The sequence below is a fragment of the Nonomuraea sp. NPDC003804 genome (assembly GCF_040610675.1).
GTDB lineage: Bacteria > Actinomycetota > Actinomycetes > Streptosporangiales > Streptosporangiaceae > Nonomuraea.
In genome coordinates, this window is the sequence record NZ_JBEXMT010000031.1 from 15,486 (window position 1) to 27,878 (window position 12,393).

Annotated in this window: 16 protein-coding genes and 1 pseudogene; 6 read left to right on the plus strand and 11 right to left on the minus strand. The window is 72.5% G+C overall.

What is annotated here, in order from left to right; genetic code table 11:
• Positions 1–47: 47 nt before the first annotated feature.
• Both ABZX22_RS34360 and ABZX22_RS34365 read left to right on the plus strand, forming a co-directional pair.
• Positions 48–767, plus strand: coding sequence for a universal stress protein (locus ABZX22_RS34360; RefSeq protein WP_354917522.1), 720 nt, complete (start codon positions 48–50; stop codon positions 765–767).
• An 11-nt stretch (positions 768–778) separates the two neighbouring features.
• Entirely contained in the window at positions 779–1,486 is a 708-nt protein-coding gene (locus ABZX22_RS34365; RefSeq protein WP_354917839.1) for a universal stress protein, read from the plus strand.
• Here the strand turns inward: ABZX22_RS34365 and ABZX22_RS34370 are convergent.
• A pseudogene (locus tag ABZX22_RS34370) lies at positions 1,367–1,684 on the minus strand (STAS domain-containing protein); the annotation flags it as partial. The gene ABZX22_RS34365 and the pseudogene ABZX22_RS34370 sit on opposite strands and share 120 nt — an antisense overlap.
• Positions 1,684–1,836 carry a hypothetical protein gene (locus ABZX22_RS34375; RefSeq protein WP_354917525.1) on the minus strand — a complete coding sequence of 51 codons (153 nt, stop codon included), beginning with the start codon at positions 1,834–1,836 and terminating at the stop codon, positions 1,684–1,686. The pseudogene ABZX22_RS34370 and the gene ABZX22_RS34375, both read right to left, overlap by 1 nt.
• Positions 1,837–2,083: 247 nt before the next feature.
• Here ABZX22_RS34375 and ABZX22_RS34380 point away from each other — a divergent pair, with 247 nt between their 5' ends.
• Positions 2,084–2,455, plus strand: a complete 372-nt coding sequence (locus ABZX22_RS34380; protein WP_354917528.1) for a hypothetical protein — start codon at positions 2,084–2,086, stop codon at positions 2,453–2,455.
• Between the two features lie 37 nt (positions 2,456–2,492).
• Here the strand turns inward: ABZX22_RS34380 and ABZX22_RS34385 are convergent, their stop codons facing one another.
• The 9 genes from ABZX22_RS34385 to ABZX22_RS34425 form a co-directional block, all read right to left on the minus strand.
• Positions 2,493–3,473 carry a magnesium transporter gene (locus ABZX22_RS34385; protein ID WP_354917531.1) on the minus strand — a complete coding sequence of 327 codons (981 nt, stop codon included), beginning with the start codon at positions 3,471–3,473 and terminating at the stop codon, positions 2,493–2,495.
• Positions 3,474–3,531: 58 nt separating this feature from the next.
• A complete protein-coding gene (locus ABZX22_RS34390) occupies positions 3,532–3,702 on the minus strand; it encodes an Hsp20/alpha crystallin family protein (RefSeq protein WP_354917842.1) in 171 nt (56 codons plus the stop codon).
• Between the two features lie 24 nt (positions 3,703–3,726).
• A complete protein-coding gene (locus ABZX22_RS34395; RefSeq protein WP_354917534.1) occupies positions 3,727–3,927 on the minus strand; it encodes a DUF1918 domain-containing protein in 201 nt (66 codons plus the stop codon).
• 149 nt (positions 3,928–4,076) lie between these two features.
• Positions 4,077–4,514 carry a pyridoxamine 5'-phosphate oxidase family protein gene (locus tag ABZX22_RS34400; protein WP_354917537.1) on the minus strand — a complete coding sequence of 146 codons (438 nt, stop codon included), beginning with the start codon at positions 4,512–4,514 and terminating at the stop codon, positions 4,077–4,079.
• Positions 4,515–4,614: 100 nt separating this feature from the next.
• Positions 4,615–5,262: a pyridoxamine 5'-phosphate oxidase family protein gene (locus tag ABZX22_RS34405; RefSeq protein WP_354917540.1), complete on the minus strand. Its 648-nt coding sequence runs from the start codon at positions 5,260–5,262 to the stop codon at positions 4,615–4,617.
• Between the two features lie 303 nt (positions 5,263–5,565).
• The gene (locus tag ABZX22_RS34410; RefSeq protein WP_354917543.1) at positions 5,566–6,273 is read right to left on the minus strand and encodes a hypothetical protein; all 708 of its coding nucleotides are present in this window, start codon (positions 6,271–6,273) and stop codon (positions 5,566–5,568) included.
• A gap of 144 nt (positions 6,274–6,417) precedes the next feature.
• Positions 6,418–7,269: a universal stress protein gene (locus ABZX22_RS34415; protein WP_354917546.1), complete on the minus strand. Its 852-nt coding sequence runs from the start codon at positions 7,267–7,269 to the stop codon at positions 6,418–6,420.
• 98 nt (positions 7,270–7,367) lie between these two features.
• Positions 7,368–8,588 carry an MFS transporter gene (locus tag ABZX22_RS34420; RefSeq protein ID WP_354917549.1) on the minus strand — a complete coding sequence of 407 codons (1,221 nt, stop codon included), beginning with the start codon at positions 8,586–8,588 and terminating at the stop codon, positions 7,368–7,370.
• Positions 8,585–9,919 carry a rhodanese-like domain-containing protein gene (locus ABZX22_RS34425; RefSeq protein WP_354917552.1) on the minus strand — a complete coding sequence of 445 codons (1,335 nt, stop codon included), beginning with the start codon at positions 9,917–9,919 and terminating at the stop codon, positions 8,585–8,587. The genes ABZX22_RS34420 and ABZX22_RS34425 overlap by 4 nt, the downstream gene beginning before the upstream one ends.
• A gap of 59 nt (positions 9,920–9,978) precedes the next feature.
• Here ABZX22_RS34425 and ABZX22_RS34430 point away from each other — a divergent pair, with 59 nt between their 5' ends.
• The 3 genes from ABZX22_RS34430 to ABZX22_RS34440 all read left to right on the plus strand — a co-directional run bounded on the left by ABZX22_RS34430 (position 9,979) and on the right by ABZX22_RS34440 (position 12,183).
• Positions 9,979–10,638, plus strand: a complete 660-nt coding sequence (locus ABZX22_RS34430) for a metalloregulator ArsR/SmtB family transcription factor (RefSeq protein ID WP_354917555.1) — start codon at positions 9,979–9,981, stop codon at positions 10,636–10,638.
• 201 nt (positions 10,639–10,839) lie between these two features.
• Entirely contained in the window at positions 10,840–11,475 is a 636-nt protein-coding gene (locus ABZX22_RS34435; RefSeq protein ID WP_354917558.1) for a helix-turn-helix domain-containing protein, read from the plus strand.
• Positions 11,476–11,574: 99 nt separating this feature from the next.
• Positions 11,575–12,183, plus strand: a complete 609-nt coding sequence (locus tag ABZX22_RS34440) for a DUF1707 domain-containing protein (RefSeq protein ID WP_354917561.1) — start codon at positions 11,575–11,577, stop codon at positions 12,181–12,183.
• Positions 12,184–12,393: the final 210 nt, after the last annotated feature.

Here is a 12,393-nt window from a genome sequence, read left to right on the forward strand (position 1 = left end):
GGCGCCGACGAGGCTGTCGGTATGACGCACAGAGTGAGGGCACGGCCATGAACGTCGTCGTGGGCTATGACGGGTCCGACTACTCCATGCAGGCCCTGGACTGGGCCATGGACGAGGCCGAGCTGCGCAGGCTGCCGCTCACCGTCGCCCACGCCTGGCAGTGGCCGTACGGCGAGGCCGACGAGGAGGCCAAGCTCCACCTGCGCAAGGCCGCCGAGCACGTGCTGTGGCACGGCGCCGACTGCGCCAGGCACGTCAGCTCGGTCGGCAAGGTCGAGACCGACCTGTACGAGGGGAAGGCGGCCGAGCGGCTCGTCACGCTGTCCGGCGAGGCCGACCTGGTCGTCGTCGGCTCGCGCGGCCTGGGCGGGCTCCCGCTCGCCGTCCTGGGCTCGGTGGCCACCCAGGTGGCGACGTACGCGAGCTGTCCCGTCGTCGTGGTCCGCGGTCCGGGCCCGCTGCCGTCGATCGCGCACCCCGGCCCCGTCGTGGCGACCGAGGCCGAGGAGGCCGTCCTGGAGTTCGCCTTCAGGGAGGCGTCGCTGCAGCGGCTGTCCGTGCTCGCCCTCGCACCGCTTCCCGTGACATGGCGGGAGCGATACCCCGAGGTCCCGGCGCACACCGGAACCGAGACGCCGCGGGACGCCAGCCTGCTGGTGGTGGGCCGGCCCCGGCGTGGAGAGCTCGGCCGTCTCGCCGGCACGCTGCTGCGCGACGCCCGCTGCCCGGTCGCCGTCGTCCCGGTGACGCGAGAGGCCACGTCGTGAGCCGCGCGTCGATGACGACGCCGGGCCGCCGGCCGGCAGCGGTGCAGACCGGCGGCGTCGGAACGCGACGGGTGGTGGCGGGCGTGGACGGCTCGACGGCGGCCGGGCAGGCGCTGATCTGGGCCGCGGCGGAGGCCGGCAGGCGAGGAGCCACCCTGGTCGTCGTGCACGCCCTGGAAGGCGTCCCGCCGTACCAGGCTCCCTATGCCCCCGCGTCCGGGCGCGTCGACCTGGAGTGGGCGCGGCAGGAGGGCGGCGCCCTGCTCGACCGGGCGGCGACCGACGCGCGGAGGGATCTGCCGCTTTTGCGGGTAGAGCGGTACCTGGTCGAGCTGCCTGCGGCGAAGGCCCTGCTGGAGTACGCCGCGGGCGCGGATCTGCTGGTCCTGGGCGGGGGAAGGGCGCAGCCGGCGGGCGGCGGCGGCAGGATCGGCGCGACGGCGCTCGACTGCCTGCGATGGGCGCCGTGCCCGGTGGTCATGGTGCCCGCCCGCGTCGGGATAGCGCTCGACGCCCACAGGGCAGGCCGGTCATCCGGTGTCGAAGCGCCGGTCGAGACCGGTGATGCGGATGATCCGCGCGACGTGGGGGGGAACGTTGGCCAGTCGCAGGCGGCCACCCATGCCGCGCGCCAGGTCGTCGCCGCGGATCAGCGCGGTCAGCCCGCTGGCGTCCAGGAACGTGACGTCGTGCAGATCGAGGACGACGTCGGGACGTGACCGGCTCAGCACGTCGGCGAGCAGGCCCTCCAGCCGGCCCGCCGTGGCGATGTCCACCTCGCCACGGCAGGTGACCGTCGTGCTCCCGCCGTCAGGCCGGTACGACAGTTCGAACGGGGCGTGCCGCCGGTGCTGCCCGGCGGGGTCGGTCCTCATCTGAGTCCTCGGCGGCGTGCGTTCGTGGGACGCCGGCCACATCAGGAACCGGTCAGGTTCCGCTGGAGGGCGGCGGTTTCCAGCTCACGTCTGAGCGTCTCCACCTGCTCCTCCAGCGTTCTCACGCGTCTTCTCAGGGCGGCCAGCTCCGCTTCGAACGGGCTGACGGCGTAGGTGCCGATCGATCGTGCCATGGCGTGGTGGCCTCTCGGGTGCGTGTCGGGCGTCGCAGGGTTTTCCTGCCCCCCTCGTTCAAGCGTGCTGGCTCGGTGACACGAACGGCAGGGCCGAAAGTCCCTCGACGTCCACTGGTCGCCCCTTCGGGAGGGTTCGCGCAGGTCATGGCCGGTGGTGCGGGTTCGGAGGGAAGAGGTCTTATGGCCCTACCGCCCCCGGCCTCGCCCTGAGAATGTCGTTGCGGAGCGGGAGGTGGGCAAGAGCATGGGGTTGACCTGGAAAGACGCCGGAGCCACAGCGCTGGCCGGGGCGAACGTGGCCGTCTACGCCGCCTTTCTCTCCGGTGCGCAGATGCCGGTCGTCCGCACCGTGGGCGGCACCGCGGCCACGATCGTGCTGCTCGGCCTGCTCGGGGGGTGCGCCCTGGGCAGGGGAGACCTCGGTGCTCGGCCGCGCTCGCCCGCCATACTGCTCTACACCGTCGTCGCCCGCGTGCTGGGAGTCGTCGCGCTGCTGTCGACCGCCATGGTGCTGGTCACCGCCAGTGAGCTGGCCCTCGCGACGCTCTTCATTGCCACCATGGCGCTCTGGCTGGGCGCCAGGGTGCGGAACGCGACGACCCGGGCTTGCTCATGACCGGTTGGGGGCGCATCGCTGCACGGCATTCGCCCCCTCACCCGACGATGATCGACGCTGTGCCCACGTAGACGATGATGGACAACAGGTCCTGCGCCACCGTCGCCAGCGGCCCGGAGCCGAAGGCGGGATCCCGGCCGAGGCGGTTGAGCAGCCACGGCAGACCCATGGCCAGCACCGAGGCCACCGAGCAAGCCGCGAACAGGGAGACGGCCGCGGTCAGCGCCACCCGCGCGTCGCCGTACAGCAGGGCGAACGGCAGGAAGGCGGCGGCCATGACGGCGCCGATGACCAGTCCCGTGACCGCCTCGCCCCGGGCGAGCCGCCGGATCGACACGCCCACTGACAGGCCGCGCACCACGACCGCCTCGGTCTGCGTGCCGACGGCGTCGGCCAGGTAGACGACGCCGGGCAGGAAGAAGGCCAGGGCGACGTTCGCCGCCAGCTGCTCCTCGAAAGCGGCCAGGATACCCGCCGACGCCATCGCGCCGGCCAGGCCCAGCAGCAGCCAGGGGATCCGGTGCGCGAAGCGTCTGGCCACCGGCTCCTCCGCGGCCGTCCTGGCCAGCTGCGACCCCTTCAGGTATCCGCCCAGCCTGGCCATGTCCTCGTCGTGCTCCTGGAGCAGGACCCGCAGCAGCCGGCGGCGGGGCACCAGCCCGGCGAACCGTCCGGCGGCGTCGACCAGGGCCAGGCTGCTCTCACCGTGCTGGACGGCGTGCCAGGCGGCCACCTCCTGATCCACCCCCGGCGCGACCACCGCCGGGTCGCGGTCCGCCAGCTCGGCTAGGACGGCGTCGCGTCGGGCGGCGAGCAGCCGTTCGATGCTCACCAGACCGTACAGGCGGCCGCCGCTGTCCCGGACCACGATGTCGGAGGCGCTGTCGTAGCGCGTGCCCGCCATCAGGCGCCACGCCTCGCCCGCGGTCGTCTCCGGGGTGAATGCCGGGACCGCGGTCACGGCGTGACCACCCGCGGTGTCGGTGAACCGGGGCGGTGTCAGGGGCTGGGTCACCATGCGGCCGCCTGCCTGCCACGGGCCCGCTCCCGCGAAGCGGGCCCGACGGACCGGTCGATCAGTCCTGAACCTCGACCTTGATCCGCTTGTCCTGCTGCTTCTCCTCGGCGAGCTTCACGCTGATCTCGAGGATTCCCTTGTCGTAGACGGCCCGGATGTCCTGCTCGTCCACGCCTGCCGGAAGAGTGATGGAGCGGGAGAAGCTGCCGTACCGGAACTTCGCATCCAGCGGCTACCGTCCTCGACCGGTCGGTCACCGCCCCCTGGCACCTGCCTGCTCGACGTGGGCGTCCGGCCCCGGGTACACGAGGGTCTCGCGATCGTCGTCGAGCCAGCGGACCAGGTAGGGCGGGGTGCCGTCGTCGTGGTGCAGAGAGACGATGATGCCCACGCGGCGCTCGTCGCCCTGATGGGCGCCCTCGACCACCAACCGGTCACCGACTGCTGCCTTCATGGTTCCTCCCGTTCTCCCCCGCCGGTTCCTGTCCTCAGCTTCAGCCGCGGAGCGTCCCACCGCCAGGGCACTTGGTCCCTCCCCTGGGGGACCTCCTTACCGGAACTCGTAACGCTTCGGGTGAGGAAGGCCGCGGCGCGGCGGGACCCTCAGGAGCGGGCGCTCGCCGCGTTCGCGGGCTCCGCGGTGATCCTGCGCCCCGACACCTGCTCGATGCGGACCACGATGAAGTGGCTCCTGTCGCCCGGCGCCCAGGGGCGCAACGGCAGCCGCTCGAGCCGGGCCCGCTCGTCGTCGTTCTGTACGGCCCGCGCCCGGCCCACCGCGGTGACCGACCAACCGGTGCGGGTGTCGCTGTCGAACTCGTCGGCCTCGAAGGCCACCACGGCCTGCCTGGTGGCCGCCGCCAGCTTCGATCCGAGATTGGTCCTGATCACGATGGAGGCGTCGTCGAGGTAGAAGTTGACCGGCTGCACCGCCGGCAGTGCGTGGTCGGTGAAGATGACCCGTCCGATGTCGGCAGACGCGAGCAACTCAAGACACTCTCCAGTGGAGAGCACTTGAAGGCCGGAATCGTCTGTCTGCATGAGATCCAGCCTTGCCCGTGGGGCCCGGCCGGTGCAGAGGCGAAAGTCCTCACCTTCCGGTCCTTGTGGGTGATCGGTCTTCGACGTCACGAGACGTCGTTCAGAGCGCGTGGATGCGCCGCCCGGTGATCTGCGTCGGGACGACGCGGATGTAGAGCTCCCGCTCGCCGCCGGCCCACGGCGTGATGTCCACCTGCGGTATCTGGTCGGGGCTGAGGTGCTGGGCGGCTCCCTGGATGAGCACGCTCCATCCCTCGCGCCTGGCCTCGTCGATTCTGTCCACCTCGAAGCCGATCTTGATGTCCACCCCTTCGAGCCCGGTGCGGAGGTCCTCGTCCATGGGCCCGCCGTACCGGGTTCTGAAGATCACCGAGTCGTCCACGAACTGGTAGTTCACCGGCAGCACGGTGGGCCCGCGCAGCCCTCCGAAGGCGACGCGGCCGATGCCGCCCGGCGCGATGAGCCGCTTGCACTCCTCCTCGTCCAGGACCTCGACCGTCGGACGGGCCATCGCCGGGCCCTTCCCCGGCGGGCGGTCCGTGGCGCCGCCGAGCAACTCGTCCACGCTCGTCCCGAGAGCGTCGGCCAGGCGGATGAGTGTCTCCCTCGTGGGCGTTCCTGCGGACTCCTCCAGGTAGCGGAGGTAGCCGGATGTCAGCATCGTCCGGTCGGCGAGCTCCTCATAGCTGAGCCCGAGACGCTCACGGTGGTGTGCGATGCGGCGTCCGAGGTCGCTTCCCGCGGTCATGGCCACTCCTTGTCGGAAGGTGAAGGTACGGCGTGCGCCACGAAGAAGGCACGTGGCCGTCGGCCCCGGCTCCCCGTGGCGGCCCGGTCGATCAGGCGAGCACCCCGGGCGGGCACCACGGCGCTCGAGTCGAGCCGTGGCCGGTCCGCTCCACGTCGTGGTGGCTGGTCCGCGGGATCAGCTCCGGCTTCGCCTCATAGCCTAACCCGCGGGGTTGAACAGCGGTTCCTCGGCCGGGACCGGTGGCCGAGGGCGTGCCCCGGCCGCGCGCGGTGCCGCGTCGCGGGTCGTGGGAGCTCATCGCTACGTGCGCGCCGGCGGTCCGCACACGGGCGTGGGACCCGTCGCGAGGGGACCTCCGGCCCTGTCGCCTCCGGCGGCGCGGTGTTCCGATCGGCCCGCGCGCCTGCTGATCAGCAGGAGCTGCCCGGACGTCGTCACCAGGTCCGCCGCCTTGGCCCGGAGGCCGGACAGCCACCCGGTCGCGCCCGCCGCCGTCCGCAGGGACGTGCGGGCGATCAGCCTGGTACGGCCGTCGCCGAGGTCGCGCAGCACGGCCGAGCGGATGACCGTGGTGCCGCAGGTGTCACGGGTGAGCACCAGCGCCCGCTCCGGCTCGACCCGGGCGACGGTGCAGCCGATCCGCGCCAGCCGTCCGGGCGCCGTCACGCCGACCTCCGGCTCGGGGAAGGAATCGGCCGCGAACCCGGTCACCGGCATCAGCCCCGGCTCGGGCCGGGCGCCCGCCGTGAACCCGGTCACCCGCGCCGGTTCCCGCTCGGGCCGGGCGCTCGCCGCGAACCCGGTCACCCGCAGCAGCTCAGGCCACACCGCCTTCGGCGGCGCCTGCAGCGTCACGGCCCTGGTGGCGCGCGGCGCGGCCGTACCCAGGTCGTCACCGGGCATCGGCGCGTACTCCTCGACGATGGTGGCTCCCCAGCGCCGCAGCCACGGACGGGCCGCGAGCACGGCGGCCGCCGCGGCGGCGAGCAGGATCGTCCTGACCTTCATGTCCGCCTCTCCTTCAGTACCGAACCCCGACCTGCCCGGCCGGACCCGCCGCCCGCGCGACCCGTCGGGCCCGTCCCGGCGCACCGGTTCCCGATCGCCCACAGGTCCGCACGGCCCGAGGCCGGAAGCCCCGAGCGGCCCCGGTCACCGCGTTTGACGGATGACCGCCAGCGGCCCCGGGGCGTGATGCAGCATGGCGTGGCTGACCGAGCCGAGCGCCATTCCCGCCAGCCCGCCACGTCCACGCGATCCGACCACCAGCAGATCGGCGGCTCGCGCCGCCGCCCGCAGCGCGTCCACCGGGTGGCCCTGCACGATCTCCTCGATCACCTTGACGTCCGGGTAGCGCTCGCACCAGCCCGCCAGCGCCTCCTTGAGCTGCCTGAACTCGTGCTGCTCGGTCTCGCGCCAGTCGCCCGGCACGGGCTGGATGCCGCCGCCGGTCTCGTACCGGTTCCAGACGTGGACGGCGCGCAGATCGGCCTGGCGCAGCGCCGCCTCCGCGAAGGCGAACTCCAGCACGTGCCCGGACTGCGCGGTGCCGTCGATGCCGACGACGATCTCCCCGTTGGTCGCGGCGGGAGACTCCCGCACGACCACGACATCGCAGGAGGCGTGGCCCGCGACGCCGTACGCGACCGAGCCGACCAGCAGCCCGCGCACGGCGCTCAGCCCGTGGTTGCCCACCACGAGCAGCTCCGCCTGCGCGCCCTCACGGATCAGCGCTTCCCGCGGGTCGCCCGGCAGGATCGCCGTCTCCACCGTCAGCGCCGGCTCCAGCCGGCGTGCCCGGTCGGCACCCGCCTCCAGCACCGCCTCGGCGCCCTGGCGCATCCACTGGGCGATCTCCGAGTAGCGGCCCTGGTCGGTCTCGCACGCCCATGCGTAGATGGCGTGCGCCACGCGCAGCGGCACACCGCGCAGCGCGGCCTCTCGCGCCGCCCAGGCCACGGCCTCCAGACCGGCGCGCGAACCATCGACACCGACCACGATCATGACGACTCCCTGACACGTCTCTCCGTAAGATGACCTTCTCCATGAGACGGCCCGGCGGCGGTCACGCGGTAGTGCCAAAGGTCCTCACCCTGGGCGTCTCACCGTGGCAGGGTCTCCCGCATGCGCACCGCCACCACCACGCCGGAGGCAGCCGTGATGGCGGCGATCACCCAGACAGCCGCGCGGACGCCGTACAGGTCGGCGAGCACCCCGGCGAGCAGGGCGCCCACCGCGAAGCCCCCGTCCCGCCACAGCCGGTAGACGCCCACGGACCTGGCGCGCCACGAGGGATGGGCGACATCGCCCACCGCGGCGAGCAGGGTGGGGTACACCATCGCGGTGCCCGCGCCGATCAATGCGACGGCGAGCAGCCATCCGGTGAAGTCGTTCACCGAGGCGACGATCCCCAGCGCCAGCGCCTGGACGAGCATGCCGGCTGTGATGAGGTGCTTACGGCCGACGCGGTCGGACAGCGCGCCCGTGAGCATCTGCCCGGCGCCCCAGACGGCCGGCAGCACGGCGGTGAGCACGCCGATCTGCGACAGGCCGAGACCGCCCGCGGCGAACAGCAGGGGGAACAGCCCCCAGGCCAGGCCGTCGTTGAGGTTGTTCACCAGGCCCGCCTGGCTGGCGGCCGACAGGGACGGGTCCTTGAAGCTCGTCGTGAGGAAGATCTGCCACGTTCGCATCTCATGGCCGTGGGCGTGGCTCGCCTCGAGACGCGCGTGCCCGTGCGTCTCCTTCACCAGAAGGGCGGACAGGCCTAGGCCGAGGGCCGCGTAGGCGAGTCCGAGCAGGAAGGGCGCCGGGCGCAGGCCGTACCGCTCGGCGAGGTAGCCGGTGACGAGCGCGGTGAGGGCGACCGCGACATAGCCGGCCGCCTCGTTCAGCCCCATGGCCAGGCCGCGACGCCGCGGGCCGACGAGATCGATCTTCATGATCACTGTCGTCGACCAGGTCAGCCCCTGGTTGACGCCGAGCAGCACGTTGGCGGCGACGACCCACTCCCACGCGGGCGCCCAGATCAGCAGGAGCGGGACGGGCAGCCCGATCAGCCAGCCCGCGACCAGGACGGGCTTCCTGCCGAAGCGATCAGAGAGCGTGCCGGCGAAGAAGTTGCTCGCCGCCTTCGTGGTGCCGAAGGCGACGATGTAGGTGAGGATCGCGGTGTACGCCTGGACGGCGAACGCCTGTTCGGCCAGCAACGGCAGGACTGTCCGCTCCTGCCCGAGCATGCCGCCGACCAGCGCGTTCACGGCCACCAGCAGGACGAACTGGGCGAGGTTGGCGCGCAGCCCGAGCCGGGTCGTCCCGCTCATCGATCGCGCTCCAGGGGCAGGCGGGTGATCCGCGCCCAGTCGTCCGCTCCGCCGGACAGGATCGCCACGTGCCGATGCCCGGTACGGCGCAGCAGGCTCGCCGCCGTCGCCGCCCGCTCACCGTGGCCGCACATGACCACCAGCGGCTCGTCGCCGATGTCGGCGCCGGACAGCGCGCCGAGCTCCACATGGCGGGCGCAGGGAAGGTGCCCGTCGCGGAACTCGGCGGCCTGGCGCACGTCCAGGACCTGGCTGTCACCGACCTGGTCGGCGCCGATGACGTCGATCGTGTCGGCGGTGCCGCGCGGGACGTCGACGACCTCGCCCATCAGGTTCTCATGGCCGATCTTCAAGGACTGCCAGACGATCTCCTCCGGGTCCTGTTCGGGACCGCGCACGACGACGAACGGCTGGGCGGCGGGCACGATCCAGCCGAGCCAGGTGGCGAACTGCGCGCGCAACGGGATCGAGACCGATCCCTCGAGGTGGCCCCGGGCGAAGTCCGGGACGGGGCGCACGTCGACGACCACGGCCTTGGCGCCGAGCGCCGTGCCGAGGTCGATCGGGCGCAGCGACGGGCGCGAGGTGATGATGCCGGGGCCGCGCCGGTTGATCTCCGGCAGCCGGGAGAAATAGGTCGGATAGCTGCCCAGCCCCTCGACGAGCCGACGCGCGAAGACCTCCGGATCCGCGATCCGCAGCAAGGGGTTGGTGCGCTTCTCGTCGCCGATCGTGGAGGTGTGCTCGGCGTGGGGAGGTGCCGAGCAGTACGAGCCCGCGCCGTGCGTCGGCCACACGGCGGCCTCGTCGGGCAGCCGGCTCAACCGCCGCAGGGAGGCGTGCTGGGCCCGGGTCAGCGCCTCGGTCTGATCGGGTGAGACGAGGTCCGTCCGCGCGGCGGAGCCGACGATCAGCGACCCCCCGGTGAACACGCCCAGCGGGGCGTTGCCGTCCAGGAGAAGGAAGGACAGATGCTCCGCCGTGTGACCCGGCGTCGCCAGGGCGCGCAGCGTCAAGCCGCCCAGGTCGACCTCGTCCCCGTCGTGCAGTGGCCTGTGCGGGAAGTCCCGCCGGCCGGCGGCGGAGGCGAGCACCGTCGCCCCGGCGTCGTGGGCCAGCTGGAGCGAGCCGGACAGATAGTCGGCGTGCAGATGGGTGTCGGCCGCGAACGCGACGGTCAGGCCGAGCCGGCCGGCGGTACGGCGCACGGCCCGCAGGTCCCTGGGGACGTCCATGGTCAGGGCGCGCCCGTCGCCCAGGTCCACCAGGTACGCGGTGTTGCCGAGCCCTTCGTCGACGAGCGGGATCACCTGCGATGGTGAGAAGCCCATGATGTCTCCTCCCTGGGTCTCACTGCTACAATATTCCAAAACTATTTGGAGGATGTCGGATGGGTGACCGGGCACGCAAGTCCCAGCTCTACGAGCAGTTCGCCCGCCTGGGCAAAGCCTTGGCGAACCCGCTGCGTCTCGAGCTGATCGACGTGCTGGCGCAGGGGGAGCGAAGCGTCGAGGACCTGGCCACGGCGTGCGGCCTCAAGCTCAGCAACACCTCCGCGCAGCTCAAGGTGCTCCACTCCACCGGCCTGCTGAAGACCAGGCGCGAAGGCACCCGCGTCTTCTACCGGCTCTCCGACGACTCGGTCCACGCCTTCGTCGAGACGATGAAGGTCCTGGCGGCCTCCTCGCTGGCCGACGTCGAGCGCGCCGCGCGCGAGTACCTGGGAGATGATCGGGACCTGGAGCCGGTGAGCCGTCCGCGGCTGGCCGAGATGCTGGAGACGGGCGAGGTCGTCGTCATCGACGTCCGCCCGGAGGCCGAGTTCGCGGCGGGACACATCCCGGGCGCGCTGTCGATCCCGCACGACCAGGTCGCCACCCGGCTGTCCGAGCTGCCGCGGGAGAAGACGATCGTGGCCTACTGCCGAGGACGCTTCTGCGTGATGGCCCCTGACGCGGTGCGCCGGCTTCGCGGGTTCGGGTACGACGCCAGGACGCTCGAGGACGGCCTGCCCGAATGGCGGAACGCCGGGCTGCCGGTGGCCTCCTGAGCGGGACCGTGACCGCCGCGAGACGCGTGTCCGGCTCGACGCCGGTCCGGGCCCGGTCGGGCCGCTGTGCGAGGAGGATCCGCTGGGGCCGGGCCGCCGGCCGGTTCGGGCGCCCGCCCGCGCCTCGTGCCCGCGCGCCGCGGGCGTAACCAGGTGCGTCGGCCGGTCGGGCTGTTGGACGTCGGCCAATAGGGTGGGGGTGTGAAGCCCAGACGGCGCAGGAGAGCCCCCGAGGAAGCGCGTGCGGAACTGCTGGCGGCGGCCGCCGGGCTGATCGAGGAGCGGGGCCCCGACAACGTCAGGCTGAGACAGGTCGCCGAGGCCGCCGGGGTGGCCCATGGGCTGGTGACCCACTATTTCGGCACCTACGCCGCGCTCGTCCGCGAGGTGCTGATGGCCGAGGAGGCGCGCATCCAGCAGCGGATACACGAGCGCATCCGAGCCGAAGAAGGAGTGCCCACCGCGGCGGGGATCATGGGTGTGCTGTTCGACACCCTGGCGGACGAGCGTTACCTGCGGTTGTTCGTCTGGGCCGAGATGCACGCCGACTACCAGGGGGCCGTACGGCCGGACCTGCGACAGCTCATCGACGCGATCGAGGCGGGCATCCGCTCCGCGCTGGCCGGACGGCCGGCGCCGAGCCGGGCGCGCGTCGAGGCGGTGGCGCTGATGGGCGTGTCCGCGGCGTACGGCTTCGCGATCGGCAAGCGATCGTGGCTGGCCGGCATGGGGCACGACCCGGACGACCCGGCGCACGAGAGGGAGTTCCGGGCCCAGCTCACCGCGATGCTGGCGGCGCACATGGTCGAGGAATCGGGGCTCGAGCCCGCCGGCTGACCCGGCCGGTCCGTCTTATTCTCCAGTTGGCTAATAAGATGTCCCTCAGCCGCGCCGAACCGGGCGGCACCCTCGCGTGGGTCGAGGTGCGGATCGGACATGACAGGACTGAAGATGACGGAGCATCCCGGGCGCACGGAGGACCAGCAGGTGCGGGCCTCCGACCATGAGCGCGACCGCGCCGCCGACCGCGTGCGGGTGGCCGCCGCCGAGGGCCGGATCGACCTGGCCGAGCTGGACCAGCGGCTCACCCAGGTCTACACGGCCAGGACCCACGCCGAGCTCGAACGCGTGAGCCGCGATCTGCCCGAACCCGGCCGCACCGACCTGCTCGTGGTGGACCAGCAGCCCACCTCCCGCGTCGCGCTGGGCGTGTTCGGCGGGTTCGAGCACGAGGGGCAGTGGGTGGTCCCGCGCACCTTCTCCGTGTTGTCGATGTTCGGCGGCGGCGTGATCGACCTGACCGAGGCCGTCTTCACCGCCCACGAAACCCGGATCAACGCCCTGGCCCTGTGGGGCGGCACCGAGATCGTCATCCCCGACGACATCGAGGTCAAGGTCAGGGGTTTCGGCCTGTTCGGCCTGTTCGGCAAGCGCGGTACCCGGCGCGGCAAGCCGGGCGCGCCGCGCATCGTCATCAGCGGCCTCGCCCTGTTCGGCGCCGTCGTCACCAGGACCAAGGCCGCGGGCAAAGCCCCACGACGTTGACCCGCGGGGCTTCCGGCCTGACGACCGCTCGCATCACCAGGACCAAGGCCGCGGGCACAGCCCCGCGACCGTGACCCGCGGGGCGTCCGGCCTGACGACCGCGCGCATCGTCGGCGGGCCCTTCGCCCGCCGGCGGCCGCCGCGACGAAAGCCGCGCCAACGCTCAGGTCGTCCATCCGTGCGACGGGAGAAGAGATCTCCGGGGTTCGG